The 23,803-nt window shown below is 39.4% G+C and carries 17 protein-coding genes, 1 tRNA gene and 3 rRNA genes; 7 read left to right on the forward strand and 14 right to left on the reverse strand.

Features of this window, described 5'->3' with window-relative positions:
- Window positions 1-91: 91 nt before the first annotated feature.
- Window positions 92-616 (reverse strand): DUF4199 domain-containing protein, encoded by a 525-nt coding sequence (locus tag QUE72_RS12240; protein WP_286269278.1) that lies wholly within the window; start codon window positions 614-616, stop codon window positions 92-94.
- A 141-nt stretch (window positions 617-757) separates the two neighbouring features.
- Window positions 758-1,168: a helix-turn-helix domain-containing protein gene (locus tag QUE72_RS12245; protein WP_083601869.1), complete on the reverse strand. Its 411-nt coding sequence runs from the start codon at window positions 1,166-1,168 to the stop codon at window positions 758-760.
- Window positions 1,169-1,428: 260 nt separating this feature from the next.
- On the opposite strand from QUE72_RS12245, the gene QUE72_RS12250 reads away from it, so the two are divergent.
- A complete protein-coding gene (locus tag QUE72_RS12250; RefSeq protein ID WP_286269280.1) occupies window positions 1,429-2,808 on the forward strand; it encodes a class II fumarate hydratase in 1,380 nt (459 codons plus the stop codon).
- Between the two features lie 58 nt (window positions 2,809-2,866).
- Here QUE72_RS12250 and QUE72_RS12255 read toward each other — a convergent pair whose 3' ends face one another.
- Complete coding sequence (locus tag QUE72_RS12255; protein WP_286269282.1) at window positions 2,867-3,619, reverse strand: DUF4097 family beta strand repeat-containing protein; 753 nt, start codon at window positions 3,617-3,619, stop codon at window positions 2,867-2,869.
- A gap of 113 nt (window positions 3,620-3,732) precedes the next feature.
- Between QUE72_RS12255 and QUE72_RS12260 the strand changes: the two genes are divergently transcribed.
- The 4 genes from QUE72_RS12260 to QUE72_RS12275 all read left to right on the forward strand — a co-directional run bounded on the left by QUE72_RS12260 (window position 3,733) and on the right by QUE72_RS12275 (window position 8,051).
- Entirely contained in the window at window positions 3,733-5,010 is a 1,278-nt protein-coding gene (locus QUE72_RS12260; protein ID WP_286269283.1) for a CinA family nicotinamide mononucleotide deamidase-related protein, read from the forward strand.
- A gap of 206 nt (window positions 5,011-5,216) precedes the next feature.
- Window positions 5,217-5,543, forward strand: coding sequence for a hypothetical protein (locus QUE72_RS12265; RefSeq protein ID WP_074500038.1), 327 nt, complete (start codon window positions 5,217-5,219; stop codon window positions 5,541-5,543).
- A 28-nt stretch (window positions 5,544-5,571) separates the two neighbouring features.
- Window positions 5,572-7,254: a DUF342 domain-containing protein gene (locus QUE72_RS12270; protein WP_074500040.1), complete on the forward strand. Its 1,683-nt coding sequence runs from the start codon at window positions 5,572-5,574 to the stop codon at window positions 7,252-7,254.
- On the forward strand, window positions 7,254-8,051 hold the full coding sequence (locus QUE72_RS12275; RefSeq protein WP_074500041.1) for a DUF2884 family protein: 798 nt from the start codon (window positions 7,254-7,256) through the stop codon (window positions 8,049-8,051). The genes QUE72_RS12270 and QUE72_RS12275 overlap by 1 nt, the downstream gene beginning before the upstream one ends.
- Window positions 8,052-8,087: 36 nt before the next feature.
- Here the strand turns inward: QUE72_RS12275 and QUE72_RS12280 are convergent, their stop codons facing one another.
- From QUE72_RS12280 to pssA, 7 genes are all read right to left on the reverse strand, one after another.
- Window positions 8,088-8,510, reverse strand: coding sequence for an HIT domain-containing protein (locus QUE72_RS12280; protein ID WP_074500043.1), 423 nt, complete (start codon window positions 8,508-8,510; stop codon window positions 8,088-8,090).
- A gap of 8 nt (window positions 8,511-8,518) precedes the next feature.
- The gene (gene ylqF / locus QUE72_RS12285) at window positions 8,519-9,454 is read right to left on the reverse strand and encodes a ribosome biogenesis GTPase YlqF (RefSeq protein WP_074500046.1); all 936 of its coding nucleotides are present in this window, start codon (window positions 9,452-9,454) and stop codon (window positions 8,519-8,521) included.
- A gap of 1,065 nt (window positions 9,455-10,519) precedes the next feature.
- Window positions 10,520-10,634, reverse strand: a 5S ribosomal RNA gene (rrf, locus tag QUE72_RS12290).
- Between the two features lie 120 nt (window positions 10,635-10,754).
- Window positions 10,755-13,634, reverse strand: a 23S ribosomal RNA gene (locus QUE72_RS12295).
- 442 nt (window positions 13,635-14,076) lie between these two features.
- Window positions 14,077-14,152 (reverse strand) — tRNA-Ala (locus QUE72_RS12300).
- An 87-nt stretch (window positions 14,153-14,239) separates the two neighbouring features.
- Window positions 14,240-15,782 (reverse strand): 16S ribosomal RNA (locus tag QUE72_RS12305).
- The 16S, 23S and 5S rRNA genes sit together here with 1 tRNA gene alongside, the layout of an rRNA operon.
- 690 nt (window positions 15,783-16,472) lie before the next feature.
- Window positions 16,473-17,315: a CDP-diacylglycerol--serine O-phosphatidyltransferase gene (gene pssA, locus QUE72_RS12310; protein ID WP_286269287.1), complete on the reverse strand. Its 843-nt coding sequence runs from the start codon at window positions 17,313-17,315 to the stop codon at window positions 16,473-16,475.
- A gap of 172 nt (window positions 17,316-17,487) precedes the next feature.
- Here pssA and QUE72_RS12315 point away from each other — a divergent pair, with 172 nt between their 5' ends.
- Window positions 17,488-17,913 carry a DUF4124 domain-containing protein gene (locus QUE72_RS12315; RefSeq protein ID WP_286269289.1) on the forward strand — a complete coding sequence of 142 codons (426 nt, stop codon included), beginning with the start codon at window positions 17,488-17,490 and terminating at the stop codon, window positions 17,911-17,913.
- Window positions 17,914-17,928: 15 nt separating this feature from the next.
- On the opposite strand, the gene clpB is transcribed toward QUE72_RS12315, so the two are convergent.
- From clpB to rluD, 3 genes are all read right to left on the reverse strand, one after another.
- Window positions 17,929-20,502, reverse strand: a complete 2,574-nt coding sequence (gene clpB, locus QUE72_RS12320; protein ID WP_286269291.1) for an ATP-dependent chaperone ClpB — start codon at window positions 20,500-20,502, stop codon at window positions 17,929-17,931.
- A gap of 145 nt (window positions 20,503-20,647) precedes the next feature.
- Entirely contained in the window at window positions 20,648-21,400 is a 753-nt protein-coding gene (pgeF, locus tag QUE72_RS12325; RefSeq protein WP_286269293.1) for a peptidoglycan editing factor PgeF, read from the reverse strand.
- Window positions 21,390-22,364 carry a 23S rRNA pseudouridine(1911/1915/1917) synthase RluD gene (rluD, locus tag QUE72_RS12330; RefSeq protein WP_286269294.1) on the reverse strand — a complete coding sequence of 325 codons (975 nt, stop codon included), beginning with the start codon at window positions 22,362-22,364 and terminating at the stop codon, window positions 21,390-21,392. The genes pgeF and rluD overlap by 11 nt, the downstream gene beginning before the upstream one ends.
- A gap of 159 nt (window positions 22,365-22,523) precedes the next feature.
- On the opposite strand from rluD, the gene QUE72_RS12335 reads away from it, so the two are divergent.
- Window positions 22,524-23,285, forward strand: coding sequence for an outer membrane protein assembly factor BamD (locus QUE72_RS12335; protein WP_074499027.1), 762 nt, complete (start codon window positions 22,524-22,526; stop codon window positions 23,283-23,285).
- 44 nt (window positions 23,286-23,329) lie between these two features.
- On the opposite strand, the gene glnB is transcribed toward QUE72_RS12335, so the two are convergent.
- Window positions 23,330-23,668 carry a nitrogen regulatory protein P-II gene (gene glnB / locus QUE72_RS12340; protein ID WP_074499028.1) on the reverse strand — a complete coding sequence of 113 codons (339 nt, stop codon included), beginning with the start codon at window positions 23,666-23,668 and terminating at the stop codon, window positions 23,330-23,332.
- Window positions 23,669-23,803: the final 135 nt, after the last annotated feature.

A 23,803-nucleotide genomic window follows, 5' to 3' on the forward strand; every position in this document is an offset into this window, starting at 1 on the left:
AGTATTGTTAGGGTCTGTTGATCTTTCGTGTTTAGTTCGAACAAAGATTAATCTCGAAAGATTAACAGACCCTAGGAAATGTACTGATTGTTTAACTAGCTGGCTTACGTTCTGACTGGCTAAATGCAGACACAATCGAAATAATTAAACCAATCATAAAGACACTTGCAAACATCACAGAAAAATTAACCATAGGGTTCATAAAAAATGATTTCTCTTGTTCTAATTGGGCTATTTGCTGATTAATGACTTCCTCTGTAGCACCACTATTACGTATATTTTCAATGTAGTAATTAAAATAGTTATTCATAAAGTCAGGTTCGATGACGGTTGCATATAATACGTTATAAACGCCAAACATAAATGCAGCAATAAAAGTGATACCAATACCTAATAAAAATATCTGTTTAAAAGATACAACTTCTTTGCATTGCGCCTTATATTCTTTGACGGCTAAAAATATCGTTAATAGTGAAAAAATCATTGTAGAATAGCCAATGATTTCTCCCATTTGGTAGGTGGATGGATCACTACCCATCACTAAACTACCGATAAAAGGTATACAGACAACAATAACACCTGCAATCAAGCCATATTTCATTATTAATTTTTTCATCGCCTACTCCGTGAATGTTAAGAATTATTATCTTAGGTATAGTAAAGAACCTAACGTAGCTTTACCTTATGCAAGCATTATCAAAAAGGCTATCACCCATATGGGTGAGCTAGTTAAAATAAGCGTTTGAACAACGTTAGCTTAATGTATCAGCTTTAACAATTTAGCTTCAGCAACGGCTTGTGTACGATTTGATACATCCAACTTTTCGAACAAAGATTTTAAATGGGTTTTTACGGTATTAGGTGAAATAGACAAGCTTAATGCAATTTCTTTATTGGTATAACCTTGCGCTAAAAACAAGAGCATTTGTTGCTCTCGTTCACTCAATTGCGCTAACTTTTCTTGATCAATTTCTACCTCACGCTCAACAATTTTATCTGGTTTAAAAAACCAAGCTATCGCGCAGCCAACAATAAGAAAAATTGAAGCGATGATCATTAAATAACTCGATAACGGTAATTTATAACTAAAAAACTGAAATTCTATGAACTTTAAAAGTGCCAATAAACCAAACAAAATTAAGCCGTATTTAATAATAACTTTTGACACGCCTTCCTCATTGCATTTAATAAGTAACTACTTTGATCATTAGGCAGTTTATGCGTAGAGTCAATAGTAAAGCATGTCATCATAGCGGCCTATACCAAACGAATTATCATTGTAAGCAGTTTGATGTATAAATGTAACTTTTATTGAAAATACTTAGGTGACAAAGGGTTATATAAAAAACATGTGTCGCTGCTCTAAGCAGCGTTCAATTTATTCGCTCACACTAAGACTACGCTCGCTTTTATAGATAAGGAGACAACATGAGTAATTATCGCACGGAAAAAGACAGCATGGGTTCATTAAATGTACCCATTAACGCGCTTTATGGTGCCCAAACTCAAAGAGCAATTAATAACTTCCCAATTAGTGGCCAACCAATGCCAAAAGCATTTATAAAAGCCTTATTAATTGCCAAGCGTGCAGCTGCAGAAGCTAACGGTGAATTAAATCATCTTTCAAAAAATATGTCTTTAGCGATTATTGATGCCGTAGATAATTTATTGCAAGAAGACTTTACTAAACACTTTCCCGTGGATGTTTTTCAAACAGGTTCAGGCACTAGTACCAATATGAATGCTAATGAAGTATTAGCAACACTTGCAAACCAAAACATTGATGAAAAAGTTAATGCAAATGACCACGTGAATTATGGTCAAAGTAGTAATGATATTATTCCTTCTACCATACATATAAGTTCTGCTATTGAAGTAGAAGAGCGGTTGATACCTGCTTTGCAACACTTTGTAAAGATTACTTCAAACAAAGCTAATCAAGTTGAAAAGTTTGTCAAAACCGGCCGTACACATTTAATGGATGCGATGCCTATTACCTTAGGGCAATCTTTACGTACGTGGGCTGACCAAATAAGTCAAAACATTATTCATCTTAGACAATTACAACCAAGCGTTCAGAGCCTTGCACAAGGTGGAACTGCGGTTGGTACTGGCATAAACGCCGACAATAAATTTTCTGCTGCTTTTAATAAAGCGTTATCATCTTATACCAATATCGCATTTACGCCTGCTGATAATTTTTTTACTCATATTAGCTCACAAGATATTGCCGTTGCGTTATCAGGACAATTAAAAACCGTCGCTATTTCAATCATGAAAATATCTAATGATTTACGATGGATGAATTCGGGTCCTTTAGCAGGTTTAGGGGAAATTACCTTAGAAGCACTCCAACCAGGTTCTTCTATTATGCCAGGTAAAGTTAACCCCGTGATACCTGAAGCAGCCGCCATGGTCGCAGCGCAAGTAATTGGCAATGACACAACGATTTCCGTTGCTGGACAGTCAGGTAATTTCGAATTAAATGTTATGTTACCTGTGATTGCAAAAAATTTGCTTGAAAGTATCGAATTACTAAGTAATGTCTCCAAGCTACTTGCAGATAAAGCGATATCAAGCTTTGAAGTTAATGAAGAAAACCTAAAAAAAGCATTAGATAAAAACCCTATCTTAGTGACAGCTCTTAACCCTATTATTGGTTATCAAAAAGCAGCTGAAATAGCGAAATTAGCTTACAAAGAAAATAGACCAATTATTGATGTTGCAGAAGAAAATACCGATTTAAGTCGAGAGGAACTGTCAACATTATTAGATCCTGCAAAACTTACGTTAGGTGGGGTTAATTAGGAAACCAAAAACCTAATGTCAAACTGCATGACATTAGGTTTTAAACGAATGGTCAATGCTAATTTTTCTTAATCTTTACGCTACCATTGACTGTTTCAATGTCTACCTGCACATCACCACTGCCAATCATGCCTTCCAACGATCTACCCGTAAACATGTTCTTCTTTGCGCTAAGACCAAAATCATTTTTAATATTTCCGTGCATAGTTTCCACTTCAACATCAGCATTTATATTTGCTGGTAATGATAAAACAACACGGCCATTAACGGTTTCAATACTAATGTCATCAAGCTGTTCTATACCATCAATATAGCTAACATCAACACTACCGTTAACAGAACTGATCTCGCTATTATTTGCTAATCCTGTCGCATCAATGCCACCATTTACAGTTTGTAATTTCATCGCTCCTGATACATTTTTAATCGTTAATGAACCATTAACTAGTTCAATATCTGATAACCTAGTACCTACTGGCACGTTAACTTCGTAATCAACACTGCCTGAAGAGTTATTATTCCAATTAGTTTTTTTATAACGTGTTTCTACCGAAACACCTCGGCTATTTTCCTGCATATCCACTTCTATCCGATTTCTTCCTTCTTGATCTTCTGCAGTAATAATTGCTGTGACGCTGATAATATCTTTTTTCCACCCAATAATATCAACATCGCCGTTAACGTTATTTAAGCGAAACTCAGCCGCTGAAGAATTAACATTAAACGTTTGTTTAATTTCATCTTTTACGTCTGCAAGTGTTGCTGAACTTAACATTAATAAGCTAAGGGTTAATAATATTTCATTTTTCATGAACGAGTCCTTTTTATTGAGTTAATAAGTTAGTAACTCACATACGCGAAAAGGTTTAAACAAAAAGGCAAAATAAGGTAAATTAATGTTATTGCACTTTAAAACATAACTTTATGTCTAGATTAAACATTCAATTATTGTTAACTGGCGATGAAATCATGAACGGTGATATCGTCGATTCAAACTCTGCGATGATCGCACAACAATTAATCCCTTTTGGCTTAAAAATAGCAAAAAAAACGACAGTTTCTGATGATTTATCATTACTGATCGAAGAAATAAATACATTAAGTCAACAAGCAGACATATTAATTATCAACGGAGGTCTTGGTCCAACGGTAGATGATTTAACAGCCCAAGCATTAGCTACAGCCATTAATGTTCCTATTGAAAAAAACAATCAAGCCTATCAACATGTACTAAATTGGTGCGATAAAAGAAGCTACCCGATTACAGACGCCTGTATCAAACAAGCAATGCTACCAAAAGGTGTAGACATCATTGCAAATGATATTGGTAGCGCAGTGGGATTTTCTATTGTTCATCACCAATGCCATATTTACTGCACGCCTGGTGTTCCTCGTGAATTAGCAATAATGTTAGAGCAACATATTATTCCGCAATTTGCAGACAACGTAACACAAAATTTCGCATATCAAGTCAGAAAACTTCAAGTCTTCGGTATTGGTGAGTCTTCTATTCAACAATTAATACATAATCATTTCCCAAAGTGGCCTGCTGAAATCTCATTAGGTTTTCGAGCTTGCACACCGATGTTAGAAGTGAAGTTAACAACACACAAAAAAAATACCCTACCTCTGCTGCAACAGTGGCAAGAAAAAATACATCATTTATTAGGAGATCACGTGTTATGCCAATTTGATGGAGCACCTCCAACAATGGCAGAGCATGTTTTATCTTTATTGCAGGAAAAAAATCTAAAAATTACCACCGCTGAATCATGCACCGGTGGATTGATAGCCAGTTTGCTTACTGATATCTCAGGTGCATCAGAATCGTTTGAGGCTGGCTTTGTTACTTATTCTAATCATATGAAACAAACCTTACTTGATGTGCCTGAAGAACTATTAGTAGAGCATGGGGCAGTAAGCGAATCCGTCGTTAAAGCAATGGTACTTGGTGCAATAAAAAAATCAAATGCTGATTTTGGAATTGCCGTTTCTGGTATTGCTGGTCCGCATGGAGGCAGTGATGAAAAACCAGTGGGAACCGTTTGGATAGCTTGGGGCACTTCTACTACGATTAGAACAGTAAAATTTATAATAAAATCTGACAGACAATCATTCCAAATATCTGTTGCTCATCGAGCTTTAGATTTACTGAGACGTGAGATATTAATGAGCAAACAGTCACCAATGTACAAAAAATAACAATAATTTGTTGCAAGAATGTAAAAGCAGCCTCAATTTCTCGCATTATGAGGTTATTTATTGCGTAGCAAATCAAAACTTTATATATTTACTATACGATATACTGTATCTACAACTTATTAACGCATGTACACTAACCAAAATAGAGAAATATCTATGCTGCTACATTACATGCGAATAATGCTTTAGTTTCCTAGGAGCACATTTTGATTGACAAGAACTTCATCACCAGTGGTCGAAATACCATCATTCACAAAATGAGAAAATTTGATTTATTAATCATTAACGGCAGCCACCCTGTTGTTGTTGTCAGTAATCGAGGCATAGGTATCTTTAAAGGTGAACTTCCCCAAAAAAAATCAGATGCTAAAAAAGCTTACCAAGATGTAGTTGATGTAGCCGCCACGGAAGTATTTGGTGAAACAAAAACATTAATCTTTGTGCAGGCACTTGATAATAAAGAATACAAAATAGATTATTCAAAAGTTAACACTCCAAACTTCATTCGTATTCACCAAGAAAACTATATTTAAACATGTGTTCAAATAGAGAGTATAAAGCGTGACAAAGGCAACTTTAGTTCCCAATAAAAAAAACAATATTGATTTGGTACTACAGCCGATAAAAGATCAGACGTCGCTTACTGAGGTATCTATCCATGAACTTATCGATGCTTCTGAGTATACAAGTCTTTATGTTGACAACGGTAATATAAAAAATGCTATTGCTGAACTTAACAGTGTTTTAAAGCCCCTTCAACAAGGCCAATCTGGTCGTGAAATCTCTTATCAAGTGCTTGAGCGACGGGATGCTAAAATATCCATTGAAATCGACAAAGATGAAATGACTGCATCCGCTGAAATTTCAACTGCCCTGGGCGGAAAACATCTAACAGCCAAAGCAATATTAGCGGCTGCTCAACAAGCAGGTGTCACAAAAGGGTTTAGTAAAGAAGAATTAGTAAAACTTGCCCAACACGCTGCTCAAGAGCCCCCTGGTAGTATCGTAAAAGGCTCTATTGCGTACGGTAAAGATCCTATCGATGGTAAAGATGCCAAGGTTAAACATTTAGTACAAAGTGCACAAGACAGAATTCTACGCCCTAAAGAACGCGAAGATGGTTCAGTAGATATGCGTGATTTAGGTGATATTATCTGTGTAAAAATTGGTGATCCTTTAGCGAGAAAAATTCCATTAACAGATGGAATTAAAGGGTTTTCGGTAACTGGTACCCCCCTGGAGCCAAAGCCTGGAGATGACTGCACCTTACAAGCCGGTGAAGGTACAACTATAAGCCCAAAAAATGAAGATGTACTTGTATCAACAAGGGTTGGTTTACCACGCATTATCGATAACGGTATGGAGGTTGATGAAGTTTACAAAATTAAAAATGTAGATGTAAGCACAGGTCATATCGATTTTGAAGGCAGTGTTATCATCGATGGTGACGTATGTGAAGGAATGCAAGTAACCGCTAGAGGCGATATCACTGTTGGTGGTTTTGTTGAATCTTCCTACTTAAACTCAGGCGGGGATATTACCATCGGCAGTGGTATAATCGGCAAGAAACAAGAAGTAGATGATCTAAAAGTCACCGATATCACCATGAGTGCTAACTTGAAAGCGAAAGGCACTATTTTTGCAAAATATTGCCAATATGCTGATATAACATGCAATAATTTTCGAATAGAAAATCAGTTAATGCATACTATTATTGAAGCCGAAGAAAGAGTATGGGTTGGTACTGATGAAAAAGCTAACGGTAAGCTGATTGCAGGACACATTACCGTAGGACAATCGATACATGCAGGCACAGTTGGAGCAACAGCAGGAAGCGCAACAATTATCACCTTTGCAAAAAGACTAGAGCACTTTAATGAGCAAATCACTGAATTAGATGCGAAAATAGAGGTAGAATCTAAACAAGTCGATGAACTAAAAGAAGCCAGTAATAAGCTAAGAAAATTACCGAAAGATAAAGTAAACCCAGACATGCTTAATAAAGTCATCTCTACCTATAAACACCATGCAGAGCAAATGGCCAAATACATCAGTGATAAAGAATTACTCGAAGAAGAAGTTAATCAATACATGGGAAGTGTATGTGTTGAGGCAACAGAACGTATTTATCAAAGCGTACAAATGACTGTTGGCGATTTTCACGAAAAAACAAAGCGTGAATATGGCCCAAGTAGAATGCGCTATAAAGAGCGTAAAATTATAATAGATCCAATTGTAACATAATGAAAAGTCAGTCAACTATCATCTCAAAGCTACTTACCGGTATTTTTTTAAGTAGCTTTTTTACATTTAATGTTAACGCAAGCAAATGCGATATTAATTTCCAACATGGAATTATTATTGACCCTTCACATATTCGAATTTTAGAACGTGATATCACTATCGTTCAAATCAACAATGACGAACAACTTTTTGTCAAAGGAAGAGAAATCCCGTTAACTGACAAGCAACGCTTATTAATTTCTGAATACTCTCAAGGGATACGTTTTCAAATACCTGAAATTGTCTCTATTGCAATCGAAGGCGTTGATGTTGGCCTTAAAGCCGTCAACAAAGTCATAGCTGGTGTAACAGGTGAAAATAGTGCTTCACATCAGAAACTTCAAAAACGTTTTGACGAAATGCAATGGCGATTAAGAAAGCGCTTTAATCATAGTGATGAAAGTTATTATATTGCACCTCAAGATTTTGATGATTTTAGTGAGATTTTTGCTGGTGAATTCGAGCAAGAAATCGAAACGCTTGTAACCGAATCAATTGGTACAATTTTACTTGCTGTTGGTGAGGCCATGACAAATAAACCACAAGGTACTGGTGAAAGCCGTGTACAAACGTTTGACGAACGGATGGAAACCATGGGAGAGGAACTAGAGTTAGAAATGAGCGCAAAGGTAACTTCAATAGAAAATAAGGCAATGGTTTTTTGTGAAAAATTAAAGTCACTCGATGAAATAGAAACGAAACTAACTGAAAATATTCACCCGCTCGCCTTTTTTAATCTTATTCAATCTCAACATTGAAAACATTCACCACTTGTAGCGTTAACACGACAAGCCTTATTTATCTAATATCAGTTTTAACGCTGGCAGCAATTTATGCTTAATTTTCTCAATTTCTGTATCATTATAGGGACTCATTGGTAGCAACCCCCAAATAGGTTTCGGCCAAGCCTTATCTTCTTCAAAGCGAACTACATGATGCAAATGCAATTGAGGGCAAATATTACCTAATGCCGCTACGTTCATTTTTTTACCCTGAAATACTTGCATAAGTACTTCGCTTAACATACTAGATTCATTTAAAAGTTGCTGTTGCTGTTGCCAATCTAACTGGTAAATATCTTGAATATTATGCACCTTAGGTACGAGTACAAACCAAGGATACTGATTGTCATTCATTAGCAATAGTTTACATAATGGCAACTCTAACAATTCAATTGTATCGTTACTTAACATTGCATTTAACTGGAAGGATTCCATTATATCTCCTATTTCCTTTTATTTTTTCTACCACGACCGCGGGCTAATTTTCTTGCTTCACGTTCAGCGATTTTTTGTTTATCAAGTGCTTCGAAATAAGCCGCTTCTTTAGAGATCATATCAGGTGTTTCGAATGAGATTGGCCCTAACGTTTTATCTCTAATCTCATTAATCAAAATAGTTGAAGCCTTAGTAAAATCAACTAATCCTCCACTTTTAACACAGCCTCTAATTTTGCCAATTGCTTCTATTAGCTCAATTTCACGTTGTGGTAATTCAACTAATTTATAACGCTCAAGAAGCCTTTGAGGATATGCTTCAATTAAATAATCTGCCGCAAAACAAGCTATATCATCATGATCATAGGCTGTATCTTTTACCGCACTGGTAATTGCTAAACGATAACCACTGTTCTCATTTATTATTTTAGGCCAAAGCATACCCGGTGTATCATAAAGGTATAACCCTTCTTCTAGTCTAATACGTTGTTGACCTTTTGTGACCGCAGGCTCATTTCCTACTTTAGCTTTAGCTTTGCCTACTAAAGTATTCAATAACGTCGATTTACCTACGTTAGGTATCCCCATAATGACTGCATTGATCTGTTTTCCTGTTTGATCTTTATTTGGCACTAAACTACGAATTAAGTTTGGAATTGTTTTAGCTATACTCGGATTATCGGTTGTTAAAGCGATCGCTTTTACATTATGTTGTGTCTCTAAATGCTCCAACCATAATGACGTAATATTTTCATCTGCAAGATCACTCTTATTGAGAATTTTGATAAGTGGTTTATCACCTCTTATCTCGGTGATCATCGGGTTTTCGCTACTAAAAGGTAACCTAGCATCACAAACTTCAATGACCACATCTATTTGCGGTAAAATTTCTTTAATTTCTTTTTGGGCCTTGTGCATGTGCCCTGGATACCAGTTAATTGCCATAATTTTTTTACGTTATAAAAAAAGTAGATTTTAACATCACACCAGTAATAAATCTTTATTATTCAATCAAGGTTTTTAGATAAAACGTGGCGAAAACTACATACCTGTCTCTTTGAGTTTAACAACTAAGGTTTGCAACTAGTATTCACGCATAGCGTCAGATGTGTTATACCAATTCGCATAAAGATTAAGTCAGTTCAGAGCGATGTCAGAGGTGGGAGAATAAGCGAAACGTGTGCAGGTATAGTTGCTCTACATCAAACACGTTTTGCGCAATTATCGCGCCTCTAACACGCTCCCAAAGGGCGAGTTTAAACGCTTCATAGCCTGTGTTGTTGATTTTGAAAAGGACGCTACAAGGATGTAGCTTATTAGAGAACGCAGGAGCACGTTCTCCTGAATAACCATTCTCTGCAATCAACGCCGTGCCTCTAAAGCGTTTAATTCTCGCTGAATGACCGAATATTTATGCGAATTGGTATTAGCTATCAATACACCTAATTAAACTTTTTTAGAAGCTAGAATGCAAGAAACCTTGTTTCAGGCCCGCGAATTCGCAGAGCTCATTCGGTTAAAACGGGCCAACATGATACAGTTCATGTTGTCTGTTAACCTTTTTAACCCTACACTCGTGAGAGTACTCCATGTATTTTGTCCATAAAAAAAGGCCGTCTTACTAGACGGCCTTTTCTTTGGAATAAAAGCTTGATGATGTCCTACTCTCACATGGGCGTTACTTATCACATGAGTCACACTAGCATCGGCGCTATTGCATTGACTATTGGGTTTTCGGTCTGGGTATTTGCCCATAGTCTCAAGGATATTTATCCTGACTTAATGTTTTTAACCTAACGCAAAAACCCGTAGCTTTCGCTACGGGCTTCTCTTAATAGAAGCTTGATTCAGGCCCGCGAATTCGCATAGCTCATTCGGTTAAAACGGGCCAACATGAAACTGTTCATGTTGTCTGTTAACCTTTTTAACCCTACACTCGTGAGAGTACTCCATGTATTTTGTCCATAAAAAAAGGCCGTCTTACTAGACGGCCTTTTCTTTGGAATAGAAGCTTGATGATGTCCTACTCTCACATGGGAACTCCCACACTACCATCGGCGCTATTGCATTTCACTACTGAGTTCGGCATGGAGTCAGGTGGTTCTACAATGCTATTGTCATCAAGCATAATCTTTTTTCGTCTACTTTCGTAAACACAATCTCGGAATTCTGATATCTATCGTTATTCTAATTCAAGGCACAGTACGTGATGTTATCAAACATACCTAAAACATTTAGGTGTTGTATGGTTAAGCCTCACGGGCAATTAGTATCAGTTAGCTCAAGGCCTCACAACCCTTACACACCTGACCTATCAACGTTGTAGTCTCCAACGACCCTTTAGGGAGATTAAATCTCCAGTGAGAACTCATCTCAAAGCCTGTTTCCCGCTTAGATGCTTTCAGCGGTTATCAGTTCCGAACGTAGCTACCGGGCAATGCCATTGGCATGACAACCCGAACACCAGTGGTTCGTCCACTCCGGTCCTCTCGTACTAGGAGCAGCCCTCTTCAATTCTCAAACGCCCACGGCAGATAGGGACCGAACTGTCTCACGACGTTCTAAACCCAGCTCGCGTACCACTTTAAATGGCGAACAGCCATACCCTTGGGACCGACTTCAGCCCCAGGATGTGATGAGCCGACATCGAGGTGCCAAACACCGCCGTCGATATGAACTCTTGGGCGGTATCAGCCTGTTATCCCCGGAGTACCTTTTATCCGTTGAGCGATGGCCCTTCCATACAGAACCACCGGATCACTATGACCTGCTTTCGCACCTGCTCGACGTGTCTGTCTCGCAGTTAAGCTGGCTTATGCCATTGCACTAACCGTACGATGTCCGACCGTACTTAGCCAACCTTCGTGCTCCTCCGTTACTCTTTGGGAGGAGACCGCCCCAGTCAAACTACCCACCAGACAGTGTCCCCAAGCCCGATCAGGGCCCTAGGTTAGAACATCACGCATACAAGGGTGGTATTTCAAGGTTGGCTCCACACACACTGGCGTGCATGCTTCAAAGCCTCCCACCTATCCTACACATGTAGGAGCAATGTTCACTGTCAAGCTATAGTAAAGGTTCACGGGGTCTTTCCGTCTAGCCGCGGGTATACGGCATCTTAACCGCAAATTCAATTTCACTGAGTCTCGGGTGGAGACAGTGTGGCCATGATTACGCCATTCGTGCAGGTCGGAACTTACCCGACAAGGAATTTCGCTACCTTAGGACCGTTATAGTTACGGCCGCCGTTTACCGGGGCTTCGATCATGAGCTTCGCAGAGCTAACCCAATCAATTAACCTTCCGGCACCGGGCAGGCGTCACACCGTATACGTCATCTTTCGATTTTGCACAGTGCTGTGTTTTTAATAAACAGTTCCAGCCACCTGGTTACTTCGACTGTCAACAGCTTAAAGAGCAAGTCTCATCACCGTCGACAGCGTACCTTCTCCCGAAGTTACGGTACTATTTTGCCTAGTTCCTTCACCCGAGTTCTCTCAAGCGCCTTAGTATTCTCTACCTAACCACCTGTGTCGGTTTGGGGTACGGTTCCTATATATCTGATGCTTAGAAGCTTTTCCTGGAAGTATGGCATCAACAGCTTCTACTCCGTAGAGTATCGTCTCGTGTCTCAGTCTTAAGAACCCGGATTTGCCTAAGTTCTCAACCTACTCACTTTCACATGGACTACCAACGCCATGCCTGTTTAGCCTGCTCCGTCCCTCCTTCGCAATATATAGAAGTACAGAAATATTAATCTGTTTCCCATCGACTACGCCTTTCGGCCTCGCCTTAGGGGCCGACTTACCCTGCCCTGATTAACATGGGACAGGAAACCTTGGTCTTTCGGCGTGGGAGTTTTTCACTCCCATTATCGTTACTCATGTCAGCATTCGCACTTCTGATACCTCCAGCATGCCTTACAACACACCTTCAACGGCTTACAGAACGCTCCCCTACCACTTAAATCAAAGATTTAAATCCGCAGCTTCGGTGACTAGTTTAGCCCCGTTACATCTTCCGCGCAGACCGACTCGACTAGTGAGCTATTACGCTTTCTTTAAAGGATGGCTGCTTCTAAGCCAACCTCCTAGCTGTCTATGCCTTTCCACATCGTTTCCCACTTAACTAGTACTTTGGGACCTTAGCTGGCGGTCTGGGTTGTTTCCCTCTTCACTATGGACGTTAGCACCCATAGTGTGTCTCCCGCATATCACTCATTGGTATTCGGAGTTTGCAAAGGGTTGGTAAGTCGGGATGACCCCCTAGCCTTAACAGTGCTCTACCCCCAATGGTGTTCGTGCGAGGCTCTACCTAAATAGATTTCGGGGAGAACCAGCTATCTCCCGGCTTGATTAGCCTTTCACTCCGACCCACAAGTCATCACCGCATTTTTCAACATACGTGTGTTCGGTCCTCCAGTTGATGTTACTCAACCTTCAACCTGCCCATGGGTAGATCGCCGGGTTTCGGGTCTATTCCTAGCAACTGTACGCGCAGTTAACACTCGCTTTCGCTACGGCTCCCCTAATCGGTTAACCTTGCTACTAAAAATAAGTCGCTGACCCATTATACAAAAGGTACGCAGTCACCCGAAGGCTTCCACTGCTTGTACGTATACGGTTTCAGGTTCTATTTCACTCCCCTCACAGGGGTTCTTTTCGCCTTTCCCTCACGGTACTGGTTCACTATCGGTCAGTTAGGAGTATTTAGCCTTGGAGGATGGTCCCCCCATATTCAGTCAACATTTCACGTGTGCCGACCTACTCGTTTTCACAATATGTTTGTCTTCGTGTACGGGGCTATCACCCTGTATCGCCAAGCTTTCCAGCTTGTTCCACTGACGCCCATACGCTTAAGGGCTAATTCGCGTTCGCTCGCCGCTACTAACGAAATCTCGGTTGATTTCTTTTCCTCGGGGTACTTAGATGTTTCAGTTCTCCCGGTTCGCCTCATTAACCTATGTATTCAGTTAATGATAATGTCTTATGACATTGGGTTTCCCCATTCGGAAATCTGTGTCTGTAACGTCTTTTATCGACTTAACACAGCTTATCGCAGATTAACACGTCCTTCATCGCCTCTAACTGCCAAGGCATCCACCATATACGCTTAGTCACTTAACCATACAACCCTAAATATTTTAGGTTACTCAGTGACAAAACTGAGTATCAATGTATGTCTGACATTTTCACGTACTATAAATAGCACTTGAATTAGAATGAAATAAGATAAGGAAGTCTTATTTCGGTTGTTAGCTTTATTCATTAAAGTAATGAGCGCGACACTCGTTACTTACCTAAAGCTAACGTGATATAACTAGTTGATAAAACTACTTATATCGGGATATAAATATCAGCTTTCCAGATTGTTAAAGAAATCGTAATTAACACGCATTCGGTTAAAAACTTGGTTAAAAAAACCAAATTGAAAATCACTAAAAAGTAACCTTTAATTTGGTCTCTCATTCTTTATGAAGAAGTTAATAATTCGAGTTAAGCTAGGCGCTTGATGGCGACGTTTAGTTCACTAAACGAGTCATTAAGCAACGACGCATAACGAAGAATTTGGTGGAGCTAAGCAGGATCGAACTGCTGACCTCCTGCGTGCAAGGCAGGCGCTCTCCCAGCTGAGCTATAGCCCCTTTTAGACTTAGTCAGGGTGACTTCTTCTACGTTCGTTATCATACAATTTGTGTGAACACTCAACAACAATCTGTTTCACTTCAAGATAAGGAGGTGATCCAACCCCAGGTTCCCCTAGGGTTACCTTGTTACGACTTCACCCCAGTCATGAATCACAAAGTGGTGACCGTCCCCCCGAAGGTTAAACTAGCCACTTCTTTTGCAACCCACTCCCATGGTGTGACGGGCGGTGTGTACAAGGCCCGGGAACGTATTCACCGTAGCATTCTGATCTACGATTACTAGCGATTCCGACTTCACGGAGTCGAGTTGCAGACTCCGATCCGGACTACGATACACTTTATGGGATTCGCTCCACCTCGCGGTCTTGCTGCCCTCTGTATGTACCATTGTAGCACGTGTGTAGCCCATCCCGTAAGGGCCATGATGACTTGACGTCGTCCCCACCTTCCTCCGGTTTATCACCGGCAGTCTCCTTAGAGTTCCCGACACTACTCGCTGGCAAATAAGGATAGGGGTTGCGCTCGTTGCGGGACTTAACCCAACATTTCACAACACGAGCTGACGACAGCCATGCAGCACCTGTCTCAGAGTTCCCGAAGGCACAATTCTATCTCTAGAAAATTCTCTGGATGTCAAGGGATGGTAAGGTTCTTCGCGTTGCATCGAATTAAACCACATGCTCCACCGCTTGTGCGGGCCCCCGTCAATTCATTTGAGTTTTAACCTTGCGGCCGTACTCCCCAGGCGGTCAACTTAGCGCGTTAGCTACGCTACTCACGTCTCAAGGACACAAACAGCTAGTTGACATCGTTTACGGCGTGGACTACCAGGGTATCTAATCCTGTTCGCTCCCCACGCTTTCGTGCCTCAGCGTCAGTATTTGTCCAGGTGGCCGCCTTCGCCACTGATGTTCCTTCCAATCTCTACGCATTTCACCGCTACACTGGAAATTCCACCACCCTCTACAATACTCTAGTTACCCAGTTTCAAATGCAGTTCCGGAGTTGAGCTCCGGGATTTCACATCTGACTTAACTAACCGCCTACGCACGCTTTACGCCCAGTAATTCCGATTAACGCTCGCACCCTCCGTATTACCGCGGCTGCTGGCACGGAGTTAGCCGGTGCTTCTTCTGTCGCTAACGTCACAGATAATGGATATTAGCCATTACCCTTTCCTCACGACTGAAAGTGCTTTACAACCCGAAGGCCTTCTTCACACACGCGGCATGGCTGCATCAGGGTTTCCCCCATTGTGCAATATTCCCCACTGCTGCCTCCCGTAGGAGTCTGGGCCGTGTCTCAGTCCCAGTGTGGCTGATCATCCTCTCAAACCAGCTAGAGATCGTCGCCTTGGTAGGCTCTTACCCTACCAACTAGCTAATCTCACTTGGGCTAATCTAAAGGCGAAAGGTTCCGAAGAAGCCCCCCCTTTGGTCCGTAGACATTATGCGGTATTAGCAGTCGTTTCCAACTGTTGTCCCCCACCTCTAGGCATATTCCCAAGCATTACTCACCCGTCCGCCGCTCGTCAGCAGATAGCAAGCTATCTCTGTTACCGCTCGACTTGCATGTGTTAAGCCTGCCGCCAGCGTTCAATCTGAGCCATGATCAAACTCTTCAATTAAAAAATCGTTTGTTCGGTTTAGCAAGCTAAACCCGCTCAATGAATTCTGATACTTGGTCATTACTTTTAAAAAGTAATATAAACCAATAAAACTTAAATAAGTTTTTGTATGAACATTCACTAAGACATTTTTGTAACCTAAGTTACTGGTAAAACATCATCACTGTGAGTGCCCACACAAATTGCATGATAACTAATTGTTAAAGATGCTTGCCGAAGCAAGTAGGTCGAACGGTTCATCGATGAACGCTTTGTTCGACGCGAGCTAATAATCTCATTCGTTACTAGACCGCTTTATTAGTTGCTTGTGGCCGTTGCCTCAAGCGAGATGCGCATTCTACGCAACCCTGTTTTGATGTCAACCTTTTTCTTAAAAAACTTTCGTTTATTTTTGAATGTTTGGTTTGTTGTTTTATACCGTTTTCGTGATACTAAACTTATCAAAACTGAGCTTTCGTCGTCCTGACTCGCTCTAATAAGTATTTCCTATACAGAACCTTCTTGGCTTGTCCCCGAGAAGTGGATGCGCATTTTAGGGATTTTTATCGCCCCGTCAACAACTATTTTCAATTTATTAAAAAAAGCTTCTTGGATGTTCAAAAATAGTACAGATTTGGTGTTTTATCAAAGTTTATAAACAAAAAAAGAGGAAATATACATTTCCTCTTTTTTAAAATAAATCGTAAAACACTACAAATCTTCTGGTTGCTTATCTTTTTTATCTACTTCTTGCTGCTTCGGAGAGTTTTCTGTTTTATCAGTATTAAATTCCGCATCTTCATCATCTCCAACAACATGCTCTAATTTTAACTTTTTGACACTACGAATAGTTGTTATTGGTCCTGATGCCGCATATAAAACAAATATTGCGCTGAGTAGTTCAGCTGGGCTCGCCGCCACAATAACAAAAACAAGTACAATGAGAAGCACAACGATAAAGTTAACTTTTCCTTTCCAGTCAACTTCTTTAAAACTGTTATACCTAAAATTACTAACCATTAATAAACCAGCTGTTATGGTAATAAGACCCATAATGAATCCAATATCATGACCATTAATTTCATATTCGGTGCCCAACCAAACAAGGCTCGCTACCACTCCAGCAGCAGCGGGACTTGCTAAGCCTTGGAAGTACCTTTTGTCAGCAACGCCAACTTGAGTATTAAAACGAGCAAGTCGTAATGCTGCCGCAGCAACAAAAACAAATGCAGCTAGCCAACCAAACTTACCCATACCTGACAACGCCCAATTATAAGCAACAAGACCTGGGGCGATACCAAATGAAACCATATCAGCCATACTATCGTATTCGGCCCCAAATTCACTTTGAGTATTTGTCATTCTTGCAACACGGCCATCTAAACCATCAAAAATCATCGCGATGAAAATAGCAATTGCAGCACTTTCAAAATGTCCATTCATTGATGAAACAACAGCAAAGAATCCTGAAAACAGACCCGCTGTGGTTAATAAGTTAGGTAGTAAATAAATCCCACGATTTGGGCTGTTTGATACCTTTTTATTTTCTGCCATGTTATTCAATTGTCTCTTTTGTTAAATTCGCGGTAATTTAACATAACTCAATATCTAGTCCTATAATTAATTAGTTGAATATAGGAATTCCCTTTAACCATTTGTCAGTAGCAGCAGAAGTTGATATAACCTGAACCAGCATAACGCGCATGAAATGGAGTACAGTAGTAGGATGAAATTATTAATATTAACAATAACGACAGTGTTGTCGAGTACGCTAAGTTATGCGGACGATGTTATTGTATATCGATGGGTAGATAAAAATAATGTAGTACATTTTAGCCAACATCAACCAGAGCATAATAATTACACTGAGCTATCATTAGCCGCTATTCCACAATCAGTAAATACGCCCGAAGTTTCGAATACTACAGCCAATAAACCAAAGGCTAAAATAGCAAGTAACCCAAAAGTCGCAGAGAATGAAACGGTAAATAAGTGTACTGAAGCTAAAGAAAATGTACACACCTTACAAAGTTATGACAATATCCAGTACACAGATGAAAATGGTGAACTAAAAGTACTTTCAAATAAAGAGAAAAGACAACAACTCGCCATAAATGAAAAGCAAGTCGAAGTTTACTGTGATATACCGTAAACTTCGACAACGCGTTTAACTGTTAAATGTCAACTGCTGATCTTTAACGTCAATTTTAACTCTCTGAACGCCATCAAGTTCATTTGCTAATATTTTATGGGCAAGTGGGTTTTCTATTGATTGTTGAATCGCTCTTTTTAAAGGTCTAGCACCAAATAACGGATCAAAACCCGCTTCTGAAATTAACGATAAAGCTTGTTCGGATACCTCTAGACTAATATCTCTTTGTGCTAACCGAGTTGCCAACCCTTCTAATTGAATACTGGCTATTTGCTTTATTTGTTCTGATTGTAACGGATGGAAAACGACAGATTCATCAATACGATTAATAAACTCAGGTTTAAAATGTTGCCCTACTTCATTCATCACCAAGGTTTTCATTTCACTATACTGGCTTTCATTATTTAAACTTTGAATAATGTCAGAACCAATATTAGATGTCATGATGACAACAGTATTACGAAAATCAACCGTGCGCCCCTGTCCATCAGTTAAACGACCATCATCTAATACTTGCAGTAAAATGTTAAAGACATCTGGGTGCGCTTTTTCAATTTCATCAAGTAAAATAACTGAATAAGGTTTCCTTCTCACAGCTTCAGTTAGATAACCACCTTCTTCATAACCAACATAACCCGGAGGTGCACCAACTAAACGTGCTACTGAATGTTTCTCCATAAATTCAGACATATCAACACGGATCAATGCATCTTCACTATCAAACAAAAAATGAGCAACAGCTTTGGTCAGCTCTGTTTTACCCACCCCAGTTGGACCTAAAAATAAGAATGAGCCTATTGGTTGATTAGGATCAGCTAAACCAGCTCTTGAACGTCGAATAGCATTTGAAACAGAGATAACTGCTTCTGATTGCCCAATAACACGCTTATGTAAATCGTCTTCCATGTATAATAACTTATCGCGCTCTTCTTCGAGCATTTTTGATACAGGTATTCCAGTAGAACGGCTTAAAACATCAGCAATTTCTACATCAGTCACCTTATTTTTTAACAAGCTCATTTCTTGCATTTCAGCTTGAGAAGCTAAATCAAGTTGCTTTTCTAAATCAGGGATGCGGCTATATTGCAACTCTGCCATTTTATTTAAATCGCCATTGCGCCTTGCTGCATCTAAATCAATTCTTGCTTGCTCTAAATCACCTTTTATCGCTTGTGTACCATGAATAGCAGCCTTTTCAGATGTCCATACTTCATCAAGCTCATGGTACTTACTTTCGAAGTCGACCAACTGTTCTTGAATTAACGTTAAACGTTTTACTGTTGCGTCATCACTTTCATCTTCCAGGGATTTTGCTTCAAGCTTTAGTTGAATAATTTTTCTTTCCAGTCGATCAAGCTCTTCTGGTTTTGAATCCATTTGCAATCGTATGCTCGATGCTGATTCATCAATTAAATCAATCGCTTTATCTGGTAATTGACGATCGCTAATATAACGGTGTGATAAACTCGCCGCGGCAACTATGGCAGGATCTGTAATTTCAACATTATGATGTAATTCATAGCGCTCTTTTAAACCACGCAAGATTGCGATGGTGTCTTCCACGCTCGGTTCTTCAACTAATACTTTTTGAAAGCGACGTTCTAAGGCAGCGTCTTTTTCAATATATTGACGATATTCATCTAACGTTGTTGCGCCAACGCAATGTAACTCGCCACGCGCTAGTGCAGGTTTTAACATATTACCTGCATCCATTGCCCCATCGGATTTACCAGCTCCCACCATGGTATGCAATTCATCAATAAATAGGATGATTTGACCTTCTTCTTTCGCTAAATCATTGAGAACAGCTTTTAATCGCTCTTCAAATTCACCGCGGTATTTTGCACCAGCAACTAAAGCGCCCATGTCTAATGATAAAACGCGTTTATTTTTCAAGCCTTCGGGTACTTCATGATCAACAATACGCTGTGCTAACCCTTCAACTATCGCTGTTTTACCTACACCTGGTTGACCAATCAACACAGGATTGTTTTTTGTACGTCGCTGTAATACTTGAATAGTGCGACGTATTTCATCATCTCGACCGATAACAGGATCTAGCTTACCTTCTGTTGCGCGAGCGGTTACATCTACGGTGTACTTTTCTAGCACTTGTCTAACGTCTTCGGCATTTTGATCGTTAACACTTTGACCACCGCGAATATGTGTAATAGCATCTTTGATACGTTGTTCCGTCGCACCTAAAGACTTTAAAATTTGACCAAGCTTGCCTTTATCTTCTAAAGCAGCTAGCAAAAATATTTCTGAAGAAATATATTGATCACCCAACTTTTGGGCATATTTATCACACAAGTTAAGAATATTGGCCATTGCAGAAGATAATTGTACATCACCACCGGTACCTGATACCTGTGATAACGAAGCAATAACCTCTTCAACTTGACTTCGTAACGAATAAATATCAATACCGGCACTTTTTAACAGTGGAATTGTGCTGCTATTATTTTGATTAAATAATGCAAGCATTAAATGAGAAGGTTCTATAAATTGATGATCTTTACCTAACGCAATTGATTGTGCGTCTGATATAGCCACTTGAAAAGTTTGGGTAAAACGGTCTAATCGCATATCAATACTCCTACTGCCATATTACTGGTCTTACAATTGTTTCTGATAATAAGTTATGGGCTTTTTAATATTTTTCAAGTAAATAGACACTAACAAATAACATTAGAAAACAATTAACAAATCGAGTCTATCTTGCTAATTGTCATCAGTGATTGATCGCAATAACAGAAACCATACGGCCTGTTTTATTTTCTCTACGGTATGAATAGTATTTATTAGTTTGTTGAAACGTGCATTCATCTAATATGTGAATATTCGTGACACCTTGCTTTTGCAATAAATACTGAGCAATTAATGTTAAATCTGCATGCCAACGTTGCTGGTACTTTTTAAAACAAACAACTAACTCAGCATCAATAGTCAAGAACGCCTCTCTTACTTCATCGCCGATTTCAAAGGCTGCTTGTCCAATACAAGGCCCAAGCCATACCTGCAAATCAGCAATTGGGCTAGATAGTTCATTTAATGTATTAGCAATTATATTAGCAGCAAGCGGACGCCAACCTGCATGAATAGCCGCTACCTCTTTTCCATGCTTGTCGCTTATTAAAATAGGGAGGCAATCAGCAGTCATGATTGCTAACGCAATATTTTTCTGGCGAGTTACCATCGCATCGGCAATAAGTGGCTTATCACTAACAGCACTTATCGTGACAACTTTATTACTATGGACTTGCTCTAACCATTGAATTTGAGTCTGATTGTTAAAGCACCCTGAGAGTATAGTCCTGTTCTTGAGAACTTGTTGATAGTCGTCATCAACATGCAAAGCAAGATTAAAACTATCGAATGGGCTTCTACTTTGACAATTTATATCGGGAGAGAGTCGCGATGTTTGTACCGCGACAATATTTTTGATACCAAAATGAATACGTTCAATGGCTTTTTTAGTATTCATCTCGTGCATTTAGTTTAGTATCTTCTCTGAATATATCTGTTAACGCGACCATATCATCGGGAATATCGGCAGTCCACTTCATTAACTCCCCTGTAATTGGGTGGTATAAAGACAACATTGCAGCATGTAGAGCTTGTCTTTTGAAGCTTCGTAACACAGAACGTAGTTCTTCAGTTGCATTTTTAGGAGGACGTGGACGACCACCGTAAACAGGATCACCCACTAATGGGTGTGTTATATGCGCCATATGAACACGAATTTGATGCGTGCGCCCAGTTTCTAAGCGAAGTCGTAAACGTGTATGTTCTCGGAACTTTTCCATCACACGGTAATGTGTTACTGAAGGTCTGCCTGATATAGTCACGGCCATATGAGTGCGCTTACTTGGATGTCTACCAATTGGCTCATCAACAACACCACCTGCGGTCATTACACCATTTGCTATGGCTTCATATTCTCGGGTGATCTCTCGCCTTTGCAAAGCATCAACTAAACGCGTTTGTGCTTCAATGGTTTTTGCCACCACCATTAATCCGGTAGTGTCTTTATCTAAACGATGCACAATACCTGCACGCGGCACTACATCAACTTCTGGGCAATGATGAAGCAATGCATTAAGTATTGTGCTATCTGGATTACCAGCACCCGGGTGCACCACTAAATCAGCCGGTTTGTTGATCACTAAAATATCATCGTCTTCGTAAACTATGTTTAAAGGAATATTTTGTGCTTCAAAGCGTGCTTCTGCTTCAATTTCGGTGTTAATCGCTACGACTTCCCCACCGTACATTTTTTCTCTGGCTTTTGTTAACACTTCGCCGTTAACAGACACGTCCCCCGCTAATATCCACTCTTTTAATCGAGATCTAGAATATTCAGGGAACATTTCTGCTAACGCTTGGTCAAATCGCTTGCCTAACAATGTGTCAGGAACGGTTTCTTGATGTTGAATTTTCTCAGCCATGAATTTCTCTGTGAATTAGCACTGTGCAAGGATAAAATGCTAGGTTAGAATGCATGATATTATTTTACCTGTTTGAAGTGGTAATTACATTAAGTAATTATCTTCATGTGGTATTTTTGTAATTAAAATTAATAAATAAAAGTAGTGATAACAAGGTCTATGGACAAATTGACAATTAAAACAGTATTTTTCGCCAGCTTTCTTTTTCTAGTAGGTTGTTCTTCTTCAGAGGTTTCAGAAATAGATAAAGTACCTGATAAATCGGCGCAAGCACTTTTTGTAGATGCTCGTGAAGCGCTCGATAATGGCCTTTATAAAAAAGCGATACAAATTTTATCCGCTATTGATTCTCGTTTCCCTTTTGGTCCAATATCACACCAAGTTCAATTAGATCTTATCTATGCTTATTACAAAAGTGGTGATGTTGCACAAGGTATAGCTTTAGCTGATAGGTTCCTTAAACTAAATCCTAATCATGCTAATGTTGACTATGTTTATTACATGAGAGCATTGATAAACTTAACAACAGAAACAAATTTGTTTCAAGACATCGTTGGAATTGATCGTTCCGACAGAGATCCTACCGCATCAAGAAGTGCCTTTAGTGATTTAAAAACCTTGATCACTGAATTTCCAGAAAGTAAATATGCTGCTGACGCAAGAAAACGCATGATTGCAATTAAATCACGCTTAGCACAATACGAGTTAGCCGTTGCTAAATTTTACTTAAAGCGTGAAGCGTATGCTTCAGCAGCTAACCGTGGCCGATACATTATTGAATATTACTCGCCAAGTAATGAAGTAGAACAAGCATTAGAAATTATGGTTGAGTGCTACGATAAAATGGGCTTAGAAGATTTAAAGACCAATGCTATGCAAGTGTTAGCAGCAAATTATCCAGACAACTATTTAGTTAAATAAGTAAAAGGGCTAAAGGCCCTTTTACTTTAGTGATGCAGAAGCAATTAAATTGCTTCTGCATCTTCCTCGCCTGTTCTGATTCTGATCACGCGTTCAACATCAGTAATAAATATTTTACCGTCACCTATTTTACCTGTTTGTGCGGTTTCAATAATTGCTTCAACGCATCTTTCTACGTTCTCCGACGCCACCACAATTTCAATTTTCGCTTTAGGAAGAAAATCAACCATATATTCAGCTCCTCGGTAAAGCTCAGTATGGCCTTTTTGCCGGCCAAAGCCTTTAACTTCTGATACAGTCATACCAGTAACACCTATTTCCCCAAGTGCTTCTCTGACATCATCTAACTTAAACGGCTTGATTATGGCTTCGATTTTTTTCATTTTCACTTCCATTGGATTGTCATCTATCTTTATTTTACACAATTGTTACCATCTAACAAAAATAAACACAGTAAAATAATAGAATTTTTTGTTACACTTACTTCGTTTTTTTATGAAGTAATATCAATTGGGAAA

This window comes from Thalassotalea hakodatensis (assembly GCF_030295995.1).
Classification (GTDB): domain Bacteria; phylum Pseudomonadota; class Gammaproteobacteria; order Enterobacterales; family Alteromonadaceae; genus Thalassotalea_C; species Thalassotalea_C hakodatensis.

Coding starts and splice junctions, on each gene's coding strand:
- QUE72_RS12280 (WP_074500043.1), bottom strand. CDS start 8,510: ATGGAATCCTTCCAGTTAAATGCAATGTTAAGTAACGATACAATTGAA.
- clpB (WP_286269291.1), bottom strand. CDS start 20,502: ATGCGATTAGACCGTTTTACCCAAACTTTTCAAGTGGCTATATCAGAC.
- rluD (WP_286269294.1), bottom strand. CDS start 22,364: ATGGCTGAGAAAATTCAACATCAAGAAACCGTTCCTGACACATTGTTA.
- QUE72_RS12335 (WP_074499027.1), top strand. CDS start 22,524: ATGGACAAATTGACAATTAAAACAGTATTTTTCGCCAGCTTTCTTTTT.
- QUE72_RS12315 (WP_286269289.1), top strand. CDS start 17,488: ATGAAATTATTAATATTAACAATAACGACAGTGTTGTCGAGTACGCTA.
- QUE72_RS12275 (WP_074500041.1), top strand. CDS start 7,254: ATGAAAAGTCAGTCAACTATCATCTCAAAGCTACTTACCGGTATTTTT.
- QUE72_RS12240 (WP_286269278.1), bottom strand. CDS start 616: ATGAAAAAATTAATAATGAAATATGGCTTGATTGCAGGTGTTATTGTT.
- pssA (WP_286269287.1), bottom strand. CDS start 17,315: ATGGCAGAAAATAAAAAGGTATCAAACAGCCCAAATCGTGGGATTTAT.
- ylqF (WP_074500046.1), bottom strand. CDS start 9,454: ATGGCAATTAACTGGTATCCAGGGCACATGCACAAGGCCCAAAAAGAA.
- QUE72_RS12250 (WP_286269280.1), top strand. CDS start 1,429: ATGAGTAATTATCGCACGGAAAAAGACAGCATGGGTTCATTAAATGTA.
- pgeF (WP_286269293.1), bottom strand. CDS start 21,400: ATGAATACTAAAAAAGCCATTGAACGTATTCATTTTGGTATCAAAAAT.
- glnB (WP_074499028.1), bottom strand. CDS start 23,668: ATGAAAAAAATCGAAGCCATAATCAAGCCGTTTAAGTTAGATGATGTC.
- QUE72_RS12260 (WP_286269283.1), top strand. CDS start 3,733: ATGTCTAGATTAAACATTCAATTATTGTTAACTGGCGATGAAATCATG.
- QUE72_RS12255 (WP_286269282.1), bottom strand. CDS start 3,619: ATGAAAAATGAAATATTATTAACCCTTAGCTTATTAATGTTAAGTTCA.